Raw genomic sequence first — 23018 nt, 5'->3', positions numbered from 1 at the left:
CTGGCCGGAATTCGGCAGGGATTTGGGGGGTAAACCGGCAGGGATGCCGGTTTAGCCGCCCCGCGCCATGGATGGCGCGTGGCGGCGGCCCCCCAAATCACTGTCGGATTACGGGCACACCGAGCCTGAGCGAGGTGCCGAGTGTTGGGGCAAGAGCGTTTTGCTTACTTTTGCGCTCTTCAAAAGTGAGCCGCCGTAAGGGCGGAACCATAAGCCGCCGTTACCCAAAAAACGGATATGTACACCTAAAAACAGGTCCAACCCAATGAGCCTATTGCCCTACGCCTGGGCCAAATCCCAACGCATTCTCCTGCGCCCCACCGAAGCAGGCCACCTGCTGACGGTCTGCCCCTCGACCCCCGGCTGGTCCATCAGCGAAGTCCACCGCCAATTCGGCCAAACCCACCTCGAACAGGTCCGCGACGACGAACTCGACGGCCTGCTCACCAGCGCGTACGCCGACACCGGCAGCGCCGCTGCCGTCGTCGGCGCCGCCGAAAACGAGGTCGACCTCGACCGCCTGATGCAAGACATGCCCGAAATCACCGACCTGCTGGACACCCAGGACGGCGCCCCGGTAATCCGCATGATCAACGCCTTGCTCACCCAGGCTGCCCGCGACGAAGCCAGCGACATCCACATCGAGCCCTACGAAACCCATTCCGTGGTGCGCTACCGTGTCGACGGCACCCTGCGTGACGTGGTCTCGCCACGCAAGGCACTGCATGGCGCGCTGGTCTCGCGGATCAAGATCATGGCCCAACTCGATATCGCCGAAAAACGCCTGCCCCAGGACGGCCGTATCGCCCTGCGCGTGGCCGGGCGGCCCATCGATATTCGCGTGTCCACGGTGCCCACCGGCCATGGCGAAAGGGTGGTCATGCGCCTGCTGGACAAACAGGCCGGGCGCCTGCAGTTGGAAACCCTGGGCATGGAGCCGCAGCTGCTGGCGCGCCTGGATACGCTGATCCGCCAGCCCCACGGCATCGTGCTGGTCACCGGGCCCACCGGCAGTGGCAAGACCACCAGCCTGTACGCCGCCCTGGCGCGGCTGGATGCGAGCACCAGCAATATCCTCACCGTGGAAGACCCGGTGGAATACGACCTGCCGGGTATCAGCCAGATCCAGGTCAACGCCAAGATCGACATGACCTTCGGCCTGGCCCTGCGTGCGATCCTGCGCCAGGACCCGGACATCATCATGATCGGCGAAATCCGTGACCTGGAGACCGCACAAATCGCCGTGCAGGCTTCGCTCACCGGTCACCTGGTGCTGGCGACCCTGCACACCAACGATGCGGTGTCGGCGGTCAACCGCCTGATCGATATGGGCGTGGAGCCGTTCCTGCTGGCGTCGTCCCTGTTGGGGGTGTTGGCCCAGCGCCTGGTACGGCGCCTGTGCCCGCACTGCAAGCAGGAAGACCCCGCCGCGCCCGGCACCTGGCGCCCGGTCGGCTGCGCGCAATGCAACCAGGTCGGCTACAGCGGACGTACCGGGATCCATGAGTTGTTCTGTGTCGACGATGCGGTACGCAGCCTGATTCATGAGGGCGCCAACGAGCAGGACCTGCGCCTGGCCGCGCGCCGCGCCGGGATGTTGAGCATGCGTGAAGACGGTGAACGCTGGGTGCGCAGCGGTGCCACCGCCCCCGAAGAAATCCTGCGTGTGACACGGGACGCCTGATGAATCGCTATCGCTATGAAGCCGCCGATAGCAGCGGCAAAGTCGAGGCCGGGCATGTGGAGGCCGACAGCCAGAGCGCAGCCTTTGCCAACCTGCGCAGTCGCGGTTTGACCGCGTTGCTGGTGCAGATCGAAGGCAATCAGCAGGCCGCGACGGGCAGCAGCCTGTTCAGCGCCAAACTGTCGGACAACGACCTGGCCTGGGCCACGCGGCAACTGGCGAGCCTGCTGGGTGCGAGCCTGCCGTTGGAAGCCGCGCTGAGTGCCACGGTGGAGCAGGCCGAGAAAAAGCATATCGCCCAGACCCTGGCCGCCGTGCGCGCCGATGTGCGGGGCGGCATGCGCCTGGCGGATGCGTTGGCGGCGCGACCTCGGGATTTTCCGTCGATCTACCGCGCGCTGATTGCGGCGGGGGAGGAGTCCGGTGACCTGGCCCAGGTGATGGAGCGTTTGGCCGACTACATCGAGGAGCGCAACAACCTGCGTGGCAAAATCCTCACCGCGTTTATCTACCCCGGTGTGGTGGGGCTGGTGTCCATCGGCATTGTGATTTTCTTGCTGAGCTACGTGGTGCCCCAGGTGGTCAGCGCGTTCTCCCAGGCCCGCCAGGACCTGCCGGGGCTGACCCTGGCGATGCTCAACGCAAGTGACTTCATCCGCGCCTGGGGCTGGCTGTGTCTTGCCGGGATCGTCGGTGGTTTCTGGAGCTGGCGCCTGTACCTGCGCAATTCCGTGGCGCGCTTGAATTGGCACAGTCGCGTACTGCGTTTGCCGCTGATCGGGCGCTTCGTGCTGGGCCTGAACACGGCACGATTCGCCTCGACCCTGGCGATTCTCGGCGGTGCCGGGGTGCCGTTGCTGCGTGCCCTGGAGGCCGCGCGGCAAACCTTGTCCAACGACCGGCTCGACCAGTGCGTCAGCGATGCCACCGCCAAGGTGCGCGAGGGCGTCAACCTGGCCCCGGCGCTGGCGGTGGAAAAGGTCTTCCCGCCGGTGCTGATCCACCTGATCGCCAGCGGCGAGAAAACCGGCTCGCTGCCGCCCATGCTGGAGCGCGCGGCGCAGACACTGTCGCGGGATATCGAACGGCGTGCCATGGGCATGACCGCGTTGCTGGAGCCGCTGATGATCGTGGTGATGGGGGCCGTGGTGCTGGTGATCGTCATGGCGGTGTTGCTGCCGATCATCGAGATCAACCAACTGGTCACCTGACCGCACCTGCTCCCGTCCAACCTCGGGTTCCTCGTTCCGTCACATTCCGACAGCCCATGCCGCCTCCAGCCATACGCGCTGAAACCTGACTGTCACCTGCGCCCAAAGCGCTCGGAATCATGACCGGAACACCCGAGAATCTTTTTAAAAATCAAGGTGTTCCTCCCGAGGTTTTTTCCTATAAACGTCATCGGAAACTGCGAATTTCTGTCCCATGGTTTTAACCCCTGGCCACCCCCCTGAACACGGCTCGGGACCGAAGCCATGGCGTCATGCAAGAGCCCTCTACCCCAAACGTACAAACACGACGAAAGGAGATTCTTCATGTTTAAGCGCAACGTTCTCGCGGTATCCATGACCCTCGCTGCACTGTGCTCGGCCCAGGCTGCAATGGCTGACATCAACGGCGGCGGCGCAACCCTGCCACAAGCGCTGTACCAGACGTCTGGCGTGTTGACCGCAGGTTTTGCCCCGTACATCGGTGTGGGCAGCGGCAATGGCAAGGCAGCTTTCCTGACCAACGACTACACCAAGTTGAAGGCTGGCGTTTCCAACCTGAACGTGCACTGGGCGGGCAGCGATTCCAAGCTGAGCGCTACTGAACTGTCGACGTATGCGTCGGCCAAGCAACCTGCCTGGGGCAAGCTGATCCAAGTGCCATCGGTGGGTACTTCGGTTGCCATCCCGTTCAACAAAAGCGGGACTGCGGCCGTTGACTTGAGCATCAACGAGCTGTGCGGTGTGTTCTCCGGCCGTATCGCCGACTGGAGCGGTATCACAGGTTCGGGTCGCAGTGGCGCCATCAAAGTGGTTTACCGCAGCGAAAGCAGTGGCACCACCGAACTGTTCACGCGCTTCCTGAATGCCAAGTGCGCTGAAACCGGCACCTTCAATGTCACCACCACCTTCGGCACCAGCTACACCGGTGGTTTGCCTGCCGGCGCGGTTTCCGCAACTGGCAGCCAAGGCGTGATGACCACCCTGGCCGGTACCGACGGCGGTATCACCTATATGAGCCCTGACTTCGCCGCCCCGACCCTGGCCGGTCTGGATGACGCAACTAAAGTCGCTCGCGTGGGCAAGGACGTGGTCAACGGTGTGGCGGTCCAGGGTGTATCGCCGAAAGCGAGCAACGTATCCGCTGCCATCAATGCCGTGCCGTTGCCTGCTGTCGCTGACCGTGGCAACCCTGACGCTTGGGTTCCCGTGTTCGGCAAAGCCAACACCGCGGGTGTGGTGCCTTACCCAACGTCGGGCTACCCGATCCTGGGCTTCACCAACGTGATCTTCAGCCAGTGCTACGCCGATGCCACCCAGACCACCCAAGTGCGTGACTTCTTCACCAAGCACTACGGTTCGTCTGCCAACAACGACGCAGCGATCGAAGCCAACGCGTTCGTGCCACTGCCAAACAACTGGAAAATCGCTATTCGCGGTAGCTTCCTGACCGCCACCAATGCCCTGAGCATCGGCAACACCAACGTCTGCAACGGCATCGGTCGTCCGCTGTAACCCACGCTTTCAAAGACCCGCAACACCTGATCAGCAACGGCCTGCGCCGTTGCTGATTTTTGCGTTTGTGCTGTTCACCGCCGCGCCGACAGCGTCATGTGAACTTTGCATGACAGAAGTTCAGTCGTGTCCCTCGCCAACCGCCTAATCCTCATACGTGAGCCTGTCCTGCTCCCTGCGTAATAACAAAGAAGGAAGATTCCCGATGGTCCGCTGCAAATCGCCGGTCAACCTGAAAGCCCCCGAGACCGTTCTTTGTCTCAAGCCTTTGGCCCATGCCATTGCCTTATTGATGGTGGCGGGTAACGCCCAGGCAGCCACGGCGTTCAGTTCCGGCTGGTTTGCCGACAAGGGCGCGTCCCAGGCGGCCACGGCAGCGCGTACCGGTGCCGGCCAGGTGCCGGGGATTCCTTCATTGAACCAGCAGGCGCGGGTCAAGCAGCAGTTGGCGCGCTCCATCAGTACCTTGAACACCAGTGTCGCGGCCATTGCGGCCCAGCAGGCCGCGCAAGCGGCAGGGCGCCAGGCGGCGTTCGGTCAGGTCTCGGCGATTCCCGATGGCCTGGGCAAGGGCGGCCTGCAGGTCGACAACAGCCTGACCCAGGGTTGGACCCACGCCAAGAACCCGACCCAGAGCCAGTCCGGCGGCAAGACCACGGTGACCATCGAGCAGACCGCCGACAAGGCGATCCTCAACTGGGAGACGTTCAACGTCGGGCGCAACACCACCGTGGACTTCCAGCAGCAGGCCAGTTGGGCGGTGCTCAACCGCGTCAACGATCCCAATGCGCGCCCCAGTGAGATCCAGGGCCAGATCAATGGCGCCGGTACGGTGATGATCATGAACCGCAACGGCGTGGTGTTCGGCGGCACCAGCCAGGTCAACGTGCGCAACCTGGTGGCGGCCGCCGCGAACATCACCGACGAGCAGTTCACCCAACGCGGCCTCTACGTCGATGCCAACGGCACCCAGCCGACCTTCACCGATGCGGCAGGCAAGGTTCAGGTGCAGCGCGGTGCGTTGATCCAGACCCACAATCCGGCCACCTCCACCGACGCCGGCGGCTATGCCTTGCTGCTCGGTACCGAAGTGGAAAACGCCGGCACCGTCATCACCGCCAAGGGCCAGACCACCCTGGCCGCCGGCGACAGTTTCTACATCCGCAAGGGTGTCGGCACCACGGGCAACGACCGCTCCACCACGCGTGGCAATGAGGTGGCGACCAGCCTCAACCCTGGCAGCAGCGCAGGTAAAGTCACCAACAGCGGCCTGATCATGGCCTCCACCGGCGATATCACCCTCACCGGCCACCAGGTGCAGCAAAACGGCGTGGCGCTGGCCAGCACCTCGGTGGACACTCGCGGCACGATTCATCTGCTCAACGCTGCCAGCGACAGCACCGGTAGCGTGACCCTGGGCGAGGGCAGCATCACCGCGATCTTGCTGGACGCCAGTGGCAGCACCGCCCTCAACAGCCAGAAAGACAACGGGCTGGTCAAACTCGACGGAACACCCGCCAACCTGATCACCGGCCGGTTCAACCACCTCAGCGCCGTGGCTGACCGTACCGACCAATCACGCGTCGAGATCGTCAGCGGTGGCTCCGTGGACTTCCAGAAGGGTTCGATCACCCTGGCCACCGGCGGCCAGGTGGCGGTCAGCGCTACCGGGCGCAGCCTGGTGCGCGATGGCGCGATGATCGACGTCTCAGGCGCGGTCGGCGTCAAGGTGTCGATGGCATCCAACACGATCAAGATCAACGTGCAGGGTAACGAGCAGCGCGATGCTCCGGTGAACCGTGACGGCGGGCAACTGATCAACAACGATGTGTGGGTCGACCTGCGCGAGCTGGTGTTTGTACCGGCAGGCACCAACGGTTACGCGACGGATCGCTGGTACACCGCCGGCGGCTTGCTGGAAGTGGGCGGTTACCTCGGTACTCAAGGACATTCGGTCGGCGAATGGATGGCCCAGGGCGGCACGGTGACCTTTACCGGCAAGGATGTGGTCACTCAGACGGGCGCGCAGATCAACCTGTCCGGCGGCACCGTGGACGTGCAGGCCGGTTACATCCAGCAGACCTGGCTCAAGGGGCCCAATGGCCGCTTGTATGAATTGTCCAAGGCGCCCGGCGACATTCTCTATTCGGGGTTCTACAAGGGCTATGAAGACACCAGCGCGCGCTGGGGCCAGACCGAGTATTACTACAACCCGCTGATCGCGCCGCAACGCCGCTACGAGGCCGGCTACACCGTAGGCCGCGACGCCGGCAAACTGGTGGTCGGCACCACCAGTGCGGTGTTGGAAGGTCAGTTGATCAGTGATGTGTTCCAGGGCGATCGGCAGACCCAGGCGCCCAACATCAACCTCGATGGCTACCAGCAATCCAAGAAGGCCATGGCCCAGCGGGCGCAGTTGATCATCGGCCAGTACATTCCGATCTACAACAAGACCACCGGCACGCTGCGCTATGCCCTGAGCGGCACCGCCGACCAGGTGCTGATCGATAGCAATACCCGGAAAATCGCCGATGGCCTGGACCTCACCACGGCGCTGCCAGCCGATCGCCAGGGCCAGATGGTGCTCGACAGCGACCCGCTCAACGGTTACCAACTGGGCGCGATCAAGGTGGGCGCCAAGCAGCAGATCACGGTGAATGGTGCGCTCAAGGTGGCAGACGGCGGCGACATCACCTTGTTCGGGCCGGGGGTCGATATCAACGCCAATCTCACCGCCCGGGGGGGCAGTATCAACGCGGGCAACATCCTCACTCAGGTCAACCTCAACGCGGGCAACACCGTCGGCGATGTGATCCTCGCGGGCAGCGGACGGGTCGATGTGGCGACCGGCGTCAAGCTGGACGCCGCCGGGCGCTGGAACAACCTGGCGCTGGACCCGAGCCTTGGTGAAGGCGTGGCCTATGTGAACGGCGGCAAGGTGTCGCTGCGCAGCACCGGCAACCTGAACCTGGCGTCAGGCAGCGTGGTGGAGGCGTCTTCCGGCGCCACGCTCGGCGTGGATGGCAAGCTCATCGGCGGCAAGGGCGGTGACGTGACCTTGGGGGCACTGGGCAGCCTGGGGCTGGAGGGCGAGATTCGCGGTTATGGTGTCAATGGCGGCGGCACCCTGGCGTTGCAGGCCCGCAAGGTACAGATCGGCAACAGCACCGGGGCGCCTGACGCCGGCACCGTGCAACTGGCGCAAGACTTCTTCAACAAGGGCTTCTCGGCCTATGACATCACCGGCAACGAGGGCCTGCTGGTCACTGACGGCACCCAGGTGGATGTCACCACGCCGGTGTATCGCCTTGGCGAGCAGACGTCCGCTGCGCCAACGGGAGGCGACCCTGCCACGGTATTGGAGCGCTGGACCCCTGCGCTGTATCAGCAAGACGCTGCTAAAGGCGTGCTGACCCAGCGCCGTGGCGCCAGCCTGACCCTGACTGCCGGTCGGCAGGAATCCACGGCGGCCGAACTGGCTACCACGGCCCTGACAGTGGGCCGGGGCGCGGTGATCAACGTCGACCCGGGCCAGAGCATCAACCTGCGCAGCGTCGGCCAGTTGACGGTCAACGGCACGCTCAATGCCTGGGGCGGCAGCGTCAATCTGGGAGGCCTGACCGCTGTCGGTTCCGAGGTGGCCAATGCCGCCGGGCATAACCGCTCGATCTGGGTCGGCGACCACGCGGTGATCGATGTGGCAGCCCGTGCGATCAGTGCCGCGGACAATCGCGGGCGCCTCTACGGCCAGGTCGGCCAGGGTGGCAGGATCAGCCTCGGCGGCGAAATTGACCTGGCCACCGGCATTGCCAAGGCCAGCGACCTGTTTGTGGTGGTGCGCGACGGCGCGCGCCTGGACGCTTCCGGTGCCCAGGCGATGCTCGACATTCCGGGCCAGGGCCGGGTGCAGGTGGCCAGCAATGGCGGCAGCATCAGCGTTGCGTCCAACAATGGCCTGTATCTGGATGGCAGCTTGGTCGCCCGGGCCGGCGGTGCCGCGGCGGCGGGCGGCAGTTTATCGCTGGCACTGGAAACGCCTTACTACCTCAAGGCGGCGGTCACCGACCCGATGCTCAAGGTGCGTGAACTGGTGCTCAGCCAGTCCCATCAAGCCAGCCCCCTCCCGGACACCCTCGAGTACGGCCATGGCCGCCTCGGTGTGGACCAGGTCACCACCGGCGGCTTTGATAACCTGGCCTTGCTCAGCAACGGCGTGTTGAGCTTCGACGGAGATGTGTCGCTGAACATGGGGCAAAGCCTGCGCCTGTACAGCGGCGCCATGGGCCTTGCCGAAAACGCCGCCGCCAACGCTCGCATCAACCTGTCTGCGCCTTATCTGCTGCTGGCCGGCATCCTTGCGCCGCTGGACCCCAGCAAGGACCAGTACCTGCATCCGGTGCTGGCGTCCAACCTGTCGCAACGTGCCAGCCAGGCGCTGTTCCAGGCCAGTGGCAATCTGATCGACGTGCGCGGCAATGTGCTGTTCGGCAACCAGAGTGACCTGACGCTGAGCGATGCCAGCAAGCAGAGCATCGATCGCCGTGGCTTCGATGATGTGCAGTTGAGCAGCCAGGGTGACCTGCGCTTCCTGGCCGGTGCCGGGGCGGACGTGATCGCGCAGGGCATCAGTACTCAGTTGATGACCAAAGGCGATATGACGCTGCGCGCCGCGCAGTTGTACCCGGCGACGGACGTTGGCGCACGGGTGCTGGCCGGTTTTATCGATGCCTTCTCTGGCTTCAAGTACGACCCGACCCGTACCTTGACGATCGCGCGCACGGGGACTGCTGATGCCGCCATGCCGTACTCGGCGTTTGGCCGCTTGCAACTGGGCGGCCCGACGATCAAGCAGGGCGGGGTGGTGCGTGCGCCCCTGGGCCTGATCGAAATCGGCAACCTCGGGGCCAGCCGCGTCGAGTTGCTGCCCGGCAGCCTGACCTCGGTGAGTGGCAAGGGACTGGTGTTGCCCTACGGCGGCACGGTAGACGGCCAGGTCTACAAATACAACGGCAAGACTGTGACGTTCCTTGGGCAGGGGGCGTTGCCTAACGCGAACGGCAGCCTGAATGTCGGGATGGTCCTGGGTGGCGAATCGGTGGTGGTGCAGCCTGACGCTACCGTGGACCTTTCCGGTGGCGGCGAGCTGCTTGGGGCCGGGTTTATTTCCGGGCGCGGCGGATCTACCGATGCGCGCTACAACCCCCTGGTGCAATTCGGGGCAACCGGCGGTTTTGTGTTGCCGGGGCTGGGCACCAACCCGGTCTACGCGATTGTGCCGGGCGCGCAACCGGGCTATGCCCCGGTGGGGCCGGAGGGCGGGGCGACCGACCCGTTGATTGGCCAGCAGATCACGATCGGTGCCGGTGTGCCGGGGCTGACAGCGGGCACCTACACCTTGATGCCGTCCACTTATGCCCTGATGCCGGGGGCCTTCCGCCTGGAAATCAACGGCTTGGCGGGGCTCGGCAGCGAAGGCACGACCCAGTTGCTGCGCAACGGCTCATGGTCCACTGCGGGGCGCTTGTCCATCGCCAATACCGGCATCGGCAACAGTACGGCGAGCCAGGTGATCCTCACCGCCGCCGACACCCTGCGCCGATATTCCCAATACAACGAGACCCGTTATGCGCAATTCGCCGTGGCCGACGCGGCCCGCCTCGGGGTGCCGCGTGCGCTGTTGCCGGTGGATGCCAAGACCCTGCAACTGAACCTCAGCCCGGGGGCGGGTGCCAATGCCTTTTCGTTCAAGGGTATCGGTCGCTTCGAGGCCGCCGACGGCGGTTACGGTGGCACCGTGGCGTTGACCAATGGCAACAGGAGCACGGGCAAGGACATTGAGATCGTCGCGGCAGGCAAGGGCGCAACCCCGGGTTTCAGCGGCATCAGCGTCGAGGCCGAGAGCCTCAACGCGCTCGGCGCGGCGCGTCTGTTGATCGGTGGCCTGACCGTGGTGACCTACGGTCAGGGCGGCAACTACATCAACCTGGCCAACGGAGCCTTGAGCAACATCAACCTGCGCGAAGGCGCGAACCTGGCGGCGCCGGAAGTGTTGCTGGTGTCCTCTACCGGCAAGGTAACCGTCGAACAGGGGGCCTCGATCAACACCATCGGTCGCGGCAAGGCCAGTTATGACGCACGTGACGGCTTTGTGTACAACATGCCCAATATGCTGGCGGTGTCCAACGGCCTGCTCAACGTGGTCGCAGCAACGCCGATGGCAGGTGTGACCAGCGGCGGGATCGAGCTGGGGGCTTGCACTGGCACGCTGTGCAGCGGCCAGACCGCTTTGTATTCCGAAGGCACACTCGTTGCCTTGACCGACAGCACCCTGCAGATGGGGGCGGACGTGCGTTATGGCACCCGTCACCTGAACCTGGGCGTATCCAGCATCAACGTCGGCAGCCCCGAAGCCTTGGCCGCCGCCGCTGCCGGCAATCGCCTGCCGGCGGGCATGACCCTCACCCAGCAAGTCCTGGAGCGCCTGCTGCGGGGGGACACTCAATTTGGCGCGCCGGCCCTGGAAACCCTGCAACTGTCGGCACGCGACAGCTTCAACTTCTATGGCACCACGACCCTGGACACTTATGACTCGGCGACTGGCAAGTCGATGCTGAGCAACCTGATGCTGTCCACGCCGGCTATTTATGGTGCGGGCGGCGCCAACGATGTAGCCACCATCCGTACCGCCAACCTGATCTGGCAGGGGGCCGCGACACCGCCCGTAGCGGCAGTGACTGACGGTGCCGGCAGCGGCAGCGGGCGCCTGGATATCCATGCCGAGCGCATCGAGTTCGGCTATGGGGATTTTGCCCAGCCAAGCACCACCCAGTCCTTTGACCGCCTGGCCCTGGGCTTTGCCAACGTCAACCTGAACGCCAGCCAGCGCATCACCGCCAACCATAAGGGCAGCCTCTCGGTGTATCAGCGTCAGGGCGCCTATGACGCGATCAAGGGCTTTGCCTACAACGGCGGCAACCTGAATATCCTCACACCGTTGATGAGCGGTGAAGCCGGCTCAGTCAACCGGATCACAGCCGGTGGCGCGATTAATGTGCGCGCCTCGGCGGGTCCGGTGGGCGAGGCGAAGGGCATTGGCGGCGAGTTGTCTTTGCAGGGCGACAGCATCCGCCTGGCCAGCGCGGTGGTATTGCCCAGCGGCAAGCTCACCCTGGGCGCCCGTGGCGACGTGGTGTTGACTGATGCGGCATTGATCGATGTGGCCGGCCGGGCCATTGCTTTCAACGACCTGACTAAATACAGCGCTGGCGGCGAGGTCCTGCTGGAAAGCCGTGCGGGCAACGTGCTGCAGGCGGTCGGTTCGACCATCGACCTGTCGGCGCAGCACAACCAGGCGGGCCGGCTGCGGGTGGTGGCCGTAGAGGGCGCGGCGGGCACCGTCGACCTGGCGGGCAGGATCGTCGCTGGCAGCAGCGGCGACTACGATGCCGGCGGTACGCGGGTGCCTTACCTGGCGGGCGCGGTGGAGATCCAGGCCCAGCGGCTGGGCACAAGCGGCACATTGAATGAACAGTTCGCCGCCCTCAATCAACGCCTCAATCAAGGCCAGGTGTATGGCTCGCGCAGCTTTCAGCTCAAGCAAGGCGATCTGATCATCGGCAGCGATGTGAAGGCCAACAGCGTCAACGTTTCGCTAGACAATGGCAGCCTGCGCGTTACCGGCCTGGTAGACGCCAGCGGCGAGCGCGTCGGCAGCATCAACCTGGCCGCCAGGAACGGCCTGGTCCTGGACGGTACGGCGGTGCTCGATGCCCATGGCACGCAAGTGCGCGTGGACAGTTATGGCAAGGTCATCGACGCGCCGAACCGCGCCACCGTTGTGCTCGGCTCCGGCCAGGGCCAGTTGACCCTGGCCGATGGCGTGCGCATCGACCTGCGCCATGGCACGGGGGCAGGGGCCGGTAATGACGGACGCAGTCTCGGCACCCTGGAGCTCAACGCGCCCCGTCTGGGCGGCAATGACATTGCCATCGATGCCAGTGGGCGCCTGACCATCACCGGCGCACGTTCCATCGCGCTCAATGGCATGGTCACCTACGACGATGCCCCGACCAGGACCGATGCCACCCCGAACGGACGTCCGTACCAGGCGATCGACCAAGCCTACCTCGACGGCAAGCACGCACTGAGCACGGCGTTCATCAATGCTGCGCTCGGCAATACCAACCTGCTGCAGAACAAACTGGCAGGCCTGAATAACGCCACCTACGGCGATGTTTTCCACCTGCGGCCTGGTGTGGAGATTATCAGCAAGACGCCCGACGGCGACCTGGTGGTACAGGGCGACCTGGATTTGTCCGGCTATCGCTACGCCAGCCTCAAGTCGACCCAACCTACCGAGGCCGGCAGCCTGACCCTGCGCGCCGGTGGCGACTTGAATATCTACGGCAGCATCAACGACGGCTTTGCGCCGCCGCCGCAAACCGATGATGACAATGGCTGGGTCCTGCGGGCAGGTATCGACTACACCGGCGGCACGGTGGTGGTGCCGGGCAGTGGTGTGACCCTGGCGGATGGCACCCTGTTTCCAGGCGGCGTGACGCTCAATTTCGATGTGCCGACGCAGCCGCTGTTCCTGCCTGCTGGCACGCGGTTGCCCGTCGCGGCAACGCTCAGCCAGTCCTTGGTGCTGCCTGCCGGGACGGTGTTGGCCGCCGACGTGCGGGACGCATCGGGCAATGTGCTGTTCGCTGCGGGCACGCTGCTGGTTCAGAGCCAGACCCTCGCCGCCGGCAGCACGCTGGACGCCGGCACCTTGTTGGGCAGTGCGGCCAACGTCAACGGGCTGATCTGGCCCAAGGGAGTGCCTTTGGCTACCAGCCTCAAGCTGGCAGGCAGTAAAGTCTTGCCCCGTGGCGCGCTGTTGCCGTCGGGTACCGATGTCAAGTTGCCGGACGGTGCGGCGTCGGTACAGCTGCGTGTCGCCGATGCCGGTCGCCAGGGCAAGAACTGGGCGATTGCGCCGATGCTGGAGGAAGGCTCGCAAGCGTGGTCGATTCGGCTGTTGGCCGGCGCGGACACCGGCGCGGCGGACAGTCGCCTGCTGCAACCGCACCCGGTCACCGGCAACCTTCGGTTGGCCGACAGTCACTATGGGATGTACGGGCAGGGTGCGCTGGTCTGGACCGAGCAGGGCTCTTTGGATGTCTATGGCGACAACAGCATGGTGGGCAAGCCCATCGATGTGAATGATGGCTACGCCTACCCCGGCATTTGTGACGATATGCCGGAATACTGCTCGTCCGAGGGCGATGCCTACACCTTGCTGGCGGGCGGCAGTACGCGTTTCAGTGTGATCCGCACCGGCGCTGCGGACTTGGATTTGCTGGCAGCCGGCAACCTGAGCATGGAGTCGTTGTACGGTGTCTACACCGCCGGCAGCTCCTCCACGGGCACCTCGGCTGGCGACCCGTATAACCTCAAGCGTGCCCTTGGCGGCAATGGCAAGGTCCTGGGTAACGTCGGCGGTAACGAAAAGTGGGTCAACGGTGGCCCCGACAGCCTGTACCGCGCCTGGTACCCGGACACGGGCGGCAATGTGCTGGTCAAAGTGGGGGGCGACCTGACAGGCAATATCACCAGCCCTGCGCAGAATGGCGTTGCGCGTCCTGTGCCTGTCGACCTGGGGCTGGATTCAGCCAATGTCGGCAATTGGCTGTGGCGACAGGGTAATAACCTGGAGGGTAGCCAGGCACAAGCGACCGCCTGGTGGATTAATTTCGGTTCTTACGTTGCTAACGTGCGTTCGGACCAGATGGTCGGTTTTACCGGGTTCGGCACCCTGGGTGGCGGCAACCTCACGGTTGATGTGGGGGGCAATGCGGGAATCATCAGTGCGCTGCCGTCAACCGCCCAGAACGTCAGCCCACGCAGCCAAGGCCTCGTTCTGGCGGTCGGCGGTACAGGGCGGGTCGCGGCCGATGGCAGTGTGCAACTGAGCGGTGGTGGCGACTTGAACCTGCGGGTGGGCGATGCGCTGAACCCCGCCAGTCATGTCACCGTCGATCACCTCAATGGCTCGTTGGTGAACCTGCGCGGCCACGTACAGGTGACGGGCGGCAGCCTGGGCAGCCTGACCTTGCGTTACGGCAACCAGTCCAGGGACCAGAGCCCCAGCGAAGTGCGCGCCTACGACCCGCTGCGCTCCACCTCGGCCATGGCGGCCGGCGGCTTGAGCCTGCTGCCAGGGGATTCGACCTTCAGCCTGGCTACCCGGGGCGACCTGGTCCTCCAGGATGTCGCCGATCCAGGCCGCGTACCGCAGATGAATGCCTTGGCCTACGCAAAGGAAGGCGTCAACGGGGTAGGACAGAGCTGGTTCAGCCTGTGGACCGACCGTACGGCAGTCGATCTGTTCTCCTCCGGCGGTAACCTCACACCACTGACCCAGACGCTGGAAACCGATATGGCGGCGGTCTACCCCGCCACATTGCGTGCGGTCGCCGCCAGCGGCAGCCTGTACTACGGCCGTGCGTCGACGAGTAACCCGAATGTGCCGCAGCCATTGCAGGCGCTGGTGCTGGCACCGTCGGCCAACGGTCAACTGGAATTGCTGGCGGGCGATTCGATCTACGGCGGCGACTTGACCATCAGCCGTTCCAGCGCAAGTCCGCAAAGCCTGGCGACGATCCAGCGTCCGGCGTTCCTGGGCTTCATCAACAGCTTGCCGGTCGCAGGCAGCGGCAATCTTTCCAGTGATGGCAACATCGCACGCCTGGGGCTTCACCCGCTGTTCGCGTTTGGCCCTGACACCGCGAGCATGGCATGGGGCGGCGCCTTGGAACCGGCGCGTTTCTATGCGCTCAGCGGTGACCTGCTGGGGGTCAACAGTGGACGGGCGCTCAGTCTCTATGGGGCAAACGATCCACGCTTCGGTCAGACCTACTACGAAGGTGCAGGCCCGGTCTGGATGCTCGCCGGGCGCGATATCGTCAGCAGCGGCACCCGCTTGAATGGTGCCCTTGGCGGGGACGTGAGCACCGGTGAATACACGTTCACCGGTAACCTGTTCGTGCACACGGGGGCGACTGATATCTCCATTGCCAGCGCCGGGCGCGACATCCTCTACAGCAGTTTCAATGTCGCGGGCCCCGGGACCCTTGAGCTGACGGCCGGGCGCACTATCCAGATGGACGATCAGGTGGGCGTGAACAGTCTGGGCGCCGTGGCGGCCGGCGACAACCGAGCGGGTGCCAGCATCGCCCTGCAAGCCGGTGTCGGGCCCAAGGGGCCGGACTACCGTCGGTTTGTCGAGGCTTACTTGAACCCCGCCAACCTGGCGCTGCCGGGTGAGTCGATCCAGGGCAGCAAGGTCGCCAAGACCTACGAGAGTGAATTGCTCGCCTGGCTGGTCGAGCGCTTCGGGTTTACCGGAGACGCCGAACAGGCCCGCACTTACTACGCGGCGCTCCCCGCCGAGCAACAACGGGTGTTCGCCCGCGACGTGTACTTCGCCGAGCTCAAGGCCGCCGGCCGTGAGTACAACACCGCTGGCAGCGTGCGCCAGGGCAGCTACCTGCGTGGCCGCGCGGCGATTGCGGCGCTGTTCCCGGACAAGGACGTGGCCGGCAACCCGATCACCTACAAAGGCGACATCACGATGTTCGGTGGCGCGGGTGTGCACACCAACTTCGGGGGTTCCATCCAGATGCTCACGCCGGGCGGCAGCCAGACCTTCGGTATCGAAGGCGCGGCGCCACCGTCGACGGCGGGGGTGATCACCCAGGGCGCGGGGGATATCCAGCTGTATTCCCTGGGCAGCATCCTGCTGGGCCAGAGCCGCATCATGACCACCTTCGGCGGCTCGATCATGGGCTGGACCAGCGAAGGCGACATCAACGCCGGGCGCGGTTCCAAGACCACCGTGGTGTACACGCCGCCCAAGCGTGTGTATGACAACTGGGGCAACGTCGGCCTGTCGCCGTCGGTGCCGAGTACCGGTGCGGGGATCGCCACGCTCAACCCGATCCCGGAAGTGCCGGCGGGGGACATCGACCTGATCGCACCGCTGGGCACCATCGATGCCGGCGAGGCGGGCATTCGTGTGTCCGGCAACGTCAACATTGCCGCCTTGCGCGTGGTGAACGCGGCGAATATCCAGAGCCAGGGCAAGTCGTCCGGGGTGCCGGTGTCTGCTGCGGTCAACACCAACGCCATGACGTCGGCCAGCGCGGCCGGTGCGGCGGCGTCCCAGGCCGCGCAAGACGCGGCGCGCAGCCAGCAGGCGGCCGCCAAACAGGGCAGGCCGTCGATCATGACCGTGGAAGTGTTGAGCCTGGGCACCGAACCGTTGCCGCAGGAGCCTGCGCCGGCGCAGAAAACCTCCGGCTACAACCCCAACAGCCCGGTGCAGGTGCTGGGCGCCGGGCCGCTGAGCGAACAGGCGCGAGCGCGGCTGACGGATGAGGAGCGCAAGCAGATCAGTTTGTAAGGCTTTGGAAGGGACCTCTCGATGTACCGTTCGGGGCGATCAATGATCGCCCCTTTTTTTGCGCCGGTTACGGGTTGTCCTTGAGGGTCTTGAACGACTCGATGCGTTTGATCAGCCGCGTATTTTTCGCCGAGTCGGCATTGCCGAACAGGAACGAGAAGTCCGACGCCAGCCCGGATTTGCCGGCAATCGCCGCGTACTGGTGGCAGTCATTGCAGTTGTCTGTCTGCACGTAGGTTTCCATCGTAGTGTTGGCGACCACGACACTCTGGTCGCTGACAAACGGCCCATAGGACAGCGGCACCTTCACGTTCGGCCCAGGGCCTGGATCGTTGGGGGCGTTGGGCGTCTTGGACCACAGCACGTTCACCAGTTTGTAGTACTGGAACACCGACTGGCCCTGGGTCTGCTGGGCGAAGGTCTGCTGCACCGCCGTGTTCAGCGCCTGCATGTCCTGGGGCGTGGCGTTGAGCCGGGTGGCCTGCACCGGCTGGTCCAGGGGCGTGCAGTCGGGCGGCGTGTGGGTGGCGTCGCACTGCACGCGGGCGACGTTTGGCGCGCAGGCATTGCCGGTGCACTCGGGGTTGTTGAAGCTGTAGCCCTGGGGTGGGGCGGCGCCGCCATCGGGCACGTTGTCGATCTGCTCGAAGGTGGTCCAGATGAAGTTCGGCTGGGTCTGGGTCTTGTTGATGATATGCAGCCCTACCAGGCCTATCACTTCCTGGGTGCATTGCAGCGTGTCCGGGCGTTGCAGCCAGGCCACGGTGGTCAGGTAGCGCCCGTACAGGTCGGGCTTGTTGGTGAGCACGCGCCAGGCCGCCTTGAGTTCCAGGGCACCCAGTTCCTCCTGGGGCAGCGCCTTGGCCGGCAGCTCGCGCACCGGCTTGCCGGCCGGCAGTGACAGGCCGGCGGGGTGTCGGTTGTCGCTGTTTTGCGCCACGATCAGCTGGTTGGCGGCGTCGTACAAACCGTTGTCGACGATGTAGTCGAACTCGGCCTTGCCCACCTTGCGCTCGAAAAACACCAGGTTGCCCGACTGGTCCGTGAGCCAGCCGCCGGACGCTTCCATGATCGAATCCGGCAGGGTCACCTGGGTGCCGCTGGACAGGTGGAAGCGGTGCTTGCGGTTGATCGCGCTTTCCGAGGTGGCGGTGATGAATTTACGCGCCCCCGTGGCAAACGCCTTGAGGTTGCCGGTGGCGGTGCAATGGGACGGCACCAGGGTTTCCACGCCCCAGCCGGACGGCTTGGCCGCGCCGGGCAGGAAGATTTCGCTGGCATCCTTGTAGCTGGCCCACACCGGGGCATTGCTCATCGGTTGGCCGGGGGTTGGCGGCACGCCGAACTGGGCCGCGCTGCTTTGGGTGTCCGGCTCACCGGCCAGGCTTGGGTTGGCCGGCCAGCCGGGATTGACCGGCCAGTTCATGGCGATGAACAACTGCCAGCCGAAACAATTGAGAAAAGCCTGCTCGGTGCCGAAATTGTTCACCGGCAGGAAGCCGCCGCTGGTGGGATCGAACACCAGCTGGCTGACGCAGCTCTGGGCGTCCGAGGCGGCATTGGCCGGTGTGGGGGCCAGCAGTGGGAGAAGGGTGCAGGTGATTGCGCAGGCAATACGCAAGCGTGCCCGGCGCAGCGGGCGAAGCCATCCGTTCATGATCGCATTCCTTGCTCAAGACTCAAGGGGCGGCCGCCCAGGCCAGGCATGGGCGGCCGGGAGGCACTCAGGCGCTGGGCACCAGGGCCAGGCCGCTTTCCCAGGGGTGCTCGGAGGCACTCGGGTTGGCCGCTTCGCTGGGGTTCAGCGCACGCACACTGACCAGCCCCGGCGCCGCGTTGCTGCTGACGGTGATGGTCATGATGTAGCCCTGGGTGCCGCCGCCGTCGGTCTGGCCGGGAATCGCCGAGGCATCCGGCAGGAACTGCGTGACCTGGGCCGTGATGCCCGGGTTGGAGAACTGCACCCGTGCATCCGCCGCCGCGGTGTTCGGGTCGGCGCCTTGTACCACCAATACGAACTGGCCTGAGCTGCCGGGGGCAAAGCTGGCCGGCAAGTCGCTGGGGGATTGGCCGTAGAACAGGTCAATCGGCAGCAACTGCACGGGCCAGGGTTGCGCATCGGTGGTGTTGGCCGCCACGCAGGCACACTCCTTGGGCTGGGCCGTGAGCGGCGCAGGGGTCACGCTGAGGGCCACGTTCAGTTCGTTGGCGATCACCCACACGTAGTCGATCGGCGTGCCGTTGATGGTGATCTCATTGATCGAGAACCCCGCGCTGGCCGGCACCTCGAAGACCGCCTGGAGAATCTGGTCGGAGTTGTTCGGGCCGGTGCCGGCGGTGCCACGGGTAACGCGCCAGTAGCTGCTGACATCCTGGCCTTGCGGGCCTTTCCAGGTGCTGAAGGACTTGGGTTGCTGCAGGTACAGGCCGATAGGGTTGGTCAACGAGATCAGGTTGTTGACCGCCGCCTGGTTCGCGGAGAACCCGATATGCGGGTCGGAGTTGCGGTAGTTCTGCCCGTATTGCGCGCAGCAGATCAGGCTCTGCTGGTTCTGGCTGCTGGTGAGTGGCCGCAGGATGGTGGCCGCCGCCGCCAGGTAGATCTCGGCACTCAGGGTATTGGGGCCGGAAGTCAGGTGCATCGCGCCGCCCGACACGCCCGGTATGCGCACGGTGCCGCTATTCCATTTGTTCACGGTGTCGTAGGCGGGCTGGCCGGTGGTGGGGTCGAGTACCGGTTCGCCGGCCTTGCCGGTCGGGCCGTCGGCGGTGTAGCGCAGGTACAGGTCTTCGAGTTTCACCTGCGGGTCGACATACGCCTGGTACAGGCCCAGCACGGCACCCGGGTCGATGTTCCACATGGTCAGGAAATACGCCGGGTTCTCGCTGGTGAACATGATGCTGCGCATGTTGCCGTCGGGGTCGCGGGTGATCGACCATTCGCAGTATTCGTCCAGCCAGCCCCGTGGGCCCGAGGGCGAAAAGTCGGCGTAGGGGCCGTTCCAGTTGATGGATTTGCACAGCACGCTGGGGATCTGCAATTGGGTGGCCTTGGGGTCCGGGTACAGCGAATAGAGGGTGTCGTTGAGGGTGATCTGGCCGTGGTCGGTCAGTTGCATCACCTGGTCCAGGGTCATGGCCTTGCCGCCCAGTTGCGGGACCACGGCAGCGCCCTCGTTATAGAAAAACGTCCACAGCCGATTGGGGAAGGGCTGCCAGGTGATGGTCTTTGGCGTCAGCGTGCCGTAGCCGCTCTCCAGCGGGTTGTAATAGCCCGAGCGCGGTGCATCGTTGAGGTTGGACCAGGGGTTGCCGATGATCGACATCTGGGTCCAGCCGGTGACGTTGTTGTTCCAGTCGGTTTCGAACGTCGGCAGCTGGTCCTCCAGGCCCAGCTTGTTGTAGTCCTTGGGCGCTTGTTCGGCGGGGGAGGTGAATTGGGTGAAGGGTGTGCTCATGTCGGTTCTCCAGCATCAGTGTTGGTGGAGCAGCAACCGGCGCCCGGAGCGGGGCCGGCAGAGGTTTGGCGCGGGTCGTCCCACACCAGTTCGGCGATAAAGCCAGGCAGCGGCGCGTATGCATCGGCCGTCAATACCTGGCCACTATCGGAGTGGGTCACGACCAGCGATAACTGCGCTGTGTCGGTCGGTTTGAGCTTGAGTACCCGGGCATTGCGCGCAGCGTTCAGCGCCCGCGACACGCCCTGGGTGACGCAGCGGCCCTTGTCGTCGACCAGGCCCATGCCGATGCGGCTGAAGCGCCCGACGTAATGCGGGTTATCGGCGCGGGCGTGTTGCGCGGTGGCGTCGGGCTGGTTGAGGAAGACGTCGATCAGGTAGGTGTCGTGGGTGCAGCGCACATGGTCGAACACCACCCACGGACCGCTGCCTGCCGCCTGCGACTGACGGCAGCACGCTGCCTTGGCCGCGCCGAACTGCGGGGCGACTGGCGTGCCATAGTCGTAGCCGATGTGCCGGCTGTCCTGGGCCATGTCGCCGAGGGTGGTGTAGCGCCAGGCGTCGGCGCTGGTGAAGGTCACGTCATCGGCCTGATGCCCGGCGAAGGGTTGCAACAGGCATTGGGTGGTGTACTGCGCCGCCGGGTTGGCGCGGATCCAGACCTCCAGCATGCGGTCGATGTTGGCGTGATAGGAGCAGAACACCGGGTCGAAGGCGGTGTAGGCGTTGTCGGCCATGTCGCCGCCGATCCAGCCGTGATAGTTGTCGTGGGGCTGCTCGTAGAGCCCGTCGAAATTCAGCGCACGGTTGGGGTAGAGGTTGTCCGGTTGCGGCGGGTCGAAGGCCGTGATGTTGGCCCACGGATAGCCTGGCACACCCTGGGGCTGGCTGAAGGTGGTGAACGCCAGCGCATCGACCACCTGCTGCTGGAAGATCCGGCTCATGCCATACAGTTGGGTGCGCTCGAACCGAAAGTCTTCGCCCTGGGTGTAGAACAGCGGATTGCGCTGCACGTACAGGCAGTCGACACCTTCGACCGGCGCGGTGGCGCAGACCTTGGAGCAGCCATCCTTGGCCGCCGCATAACGCAACGGGTTACGCCGCACCTCACCGGTATGCGGGTGCACGTAGGTTTCATCGAGGAACGCCTGGGGCAAGCCGGCCTGGGGGCTGCCGTCGACACTGGCGTCTGCGGCCATCCAGTCCCAGTAGGGGATCGCGCAGTCGATCAGCGCTTCCAGGTACAGCAGGTAAGCGCGGTGCCACAGGGCGAAGGCTTCCTGGTAATGCAGGCACCAGTTGGTGTGGATGTAGGCATAGCGCTGCCAGGGCGAGCCGCTGTCGGGGTCGCCGATGTGCATTACGTCATCCAGCTTGGCGCGGTACAGGTTCAGTGCTTCGGCGCTCAGGGAGCGGATGTCCTGGCGCACACGCTTGACCGGGTGTGGCAATGCCGGTGGCGGAATGCGCTCGGCCAGGTCAAACGGCGAGATGCTGTCCAGGCGCCAACCCTGGTTGACCCAAAGGCGGAAGGTTTCCAGGGCATCCATCGGCCAGAACTGTTGCTGATCGGTGGTCAGCGGCATGTTGCGCGAGGCCAGGTGCTGGTAGATGGTTTGCGACCAGGTCTTGACCGAGGCCGGGTCTTCCAGGAACACCTCGTAGGCGTTCATGCAACCGACCCAGGTGGCGGCGACGGCGGCGCGCTGGGGGGCGGGTATCCAGTAGGGGGCGCTGAACAGCGCCTTGATATCACCGGTCCATGTCGGTTTCGCGACTATCATAAGATCCCTCTCATGCCGCCTTCAGGCCAGGTGTTGGCCGGGCTGCTAAGCTGGAACGATGTTAACTAGCCACTGCGCAGGATTTGTGCAAATTGGCCCGTCTTTGCGACGTATTCATTGCATTTTTTCAAGGACGATTCGGAACCGATGACAGACGCCATGGATTTGAAGATCCTGGGCAAGTTGCAGAAGGATTGCGACCAGAGCCTGGAGTTGTTGAGCGACAGCGTGGGGCTGTCTTCCACCAGTTGTTATCGGCGGATTCGCCGCATGGAGAGCGTGGGGATCATCAAGGCCAAGGTAGCGGTGCTGGATGAACGCAAATTGGGTATTCAGGTGACGGCGTTTTTCCTGATCAAGCTGGACAGGGATAGCCAGGATATTGACCGCAAGATGCAGCACATCCTTTCGACTCATCCGGAGATTCAGGATTGTTACCTGATGACGGGGGAGTTTGATTTTGTGATGGTGGCGAAGTTTCGGGATGCTGCGGAGTACACCGAGTATATCTATCGGTTTCTGGAGACTTATCGGGATATTCCGATTCGGACTTATTCTTCTACGTTGGTGGTTAGGACGGTTAAGAAGTCTTATGAGTTGCCGTTGCAGGGGGTTGGGTTTTGTTCTCGGAGTTGAGTACATATCCGTTTCTTCGGTAACGGCTACTTATGGTTCCGCTCTTACAGCGGCTCACTTTTGGAAAGGCCGGAAGCCGGCCCAGCCAAAAGTAAGCAAAAGGCCTTCACCCCAACACTCGGCACCTCGCCTAGGTTCGGCCAGCGTGTTTGACGGGGCGATCCCAGATCAAAAGCAAGAGCGCGGCGGCCTTAGAGCCGACCGGATTGTATGGCCGGTACTCGGTCAAAGTGTGGGAGGGGGCTTGCCCCCGATGGCAGTGGGTCAGTCACTGATGAGTTGGCT

The 23018-nt window shown here is 64.4% G+C and carries 8 protein-coding genes; 5 read left to right on the top strand and 3 right to left on the bottom strand.

Annotated features, from left to right (window positions below; all coding sequences use genetic code 11):
• The first annotated feature begins 265 nt into the window (after positions 1-265).
• From gspE to BM026_RS12640, 4 genes are all read left to right on the top strand, one after another.
• Complete coding sequence (gspE, locus tag BM026_RS12655) at positions 266-1684, top strand: type II secretion system ATPase GspE (RefSeq protein ID WP_093126624.1); 1419 nt, start codon at positions 266-268, stop codon at positions 1682-1684.
• Positions 1684-2895, top strand: coding sequence for a type II secretion system inner membrane protein GspF (gene gspF, locus BM026_RS12650; protein WP_093528789.1), 1212 nt, complete (start codon positions 1684-1686; stop codon positions 2893-2895). The genes gspE and gspF overlap by 1 nt, the downstream gene beginning before the upstream one ends.
• Positions 2896-3219: 324 nt before the next feature.
• Positions 3220-4407 (top strand): substrate-binding domain-containing protein, encoded by a 1188-nt coding sequence (locus tag BM026_RS12645; RefSeq protein WP_071491222.1) that lies wholly within the window; start codon positions 3220-3222, stop codon positions 4405-4407.
• 205 nt (positions 4408-4612) lie between these two features.
• A complete protein-coding gene (locus tag BM026_RS12640) occupies positions 4613-16855 on the top strand; it encodes a filamentous haemagglutinin family protein (protein ID WP_093528786.1) in 12243 nt (4080 codons plus the stop codon).
• A 67-nt stretch (positions 16856-16922) separates the two neighbouring features.
• On the opposite strand, the gene BM026_RS12635 is transcribed toward BM026_RS12640, so the two are convergent.
• The 3 genes from BM026_RS12635 to BM026_RS12625 all read right to left on the bottom strand — a co-directional run bounded on the left by BM026_RS12635 (position 16923) and on the right by BM026_RS12625 (position 22097).
• Positions 16923-18512 carry a hypothetical protein gene (locus BM026_RS12635; protein WP_092245879.1) on the bottom strand — a complete coding sequence of 530 codons (1590 nt, stop codon included), beginning with the start codon at positions 18510-18512 and terminating at the stop codon, positions 16923-16925.
• A gap of 67 nt (positions 18513-18579) precedes the next feature.
• On the bottom strand, positions 18580-20313 hold the full coding sequence (locus BM026_RS12630) for a hypothetical protein (RefSeq protein ID WP_093528782.1): 1734 nt from the start codon (positions 20311-20313) through the stop codon (positions 18580-18582).
• Positions 20310-22097, bottom strand: a complete 1788-nt coding sequence (locus BM026_RS12625; protein ID WP_093528779.1) for a tyrosinase family protein — start codon at positions 22095-22097, stop codon at positions 20310-20312. Before BM026_RS12625 ends, BM026_RS12630 begins: the two co-directional genes overlap by 4 nt.
• Positions 22098-22256: 159 nt before the next feature.
• Here BM026_RS12625 and BM026_RS12620 point away from each other — a divergent pair, with 159 nt between their 5' ends.
• On the top strand, positions 22257-22733 hold the full coding sequence (locus BM026_RS12620; protein WP_071491274.1) for an Lrp/AsnC family transcriptional regulator: 477 nt from the start codon (positions 22257-22259) through the stop codon (positions 22731-22733).
• Positions 22734-23018: the final 285 nt, after the last annotated feature.

Origin of the sequence: Pseudomonas sp. NFPP24, assembly GCF_900112095.1 — a bacterium.
GTDB lineage: Bacteria > Pseudomonadota > Gammaproteobacteria > Pseudomonadales > Pseudomonadaceae > Aquipseudomonas > Aquipseudomonas extremorientalis.
The sequence above is the reverse complement of the archived record's forward strand: the minus strand, read 5'-3'. Positions and strand labels throughout refer to the sequence as shown.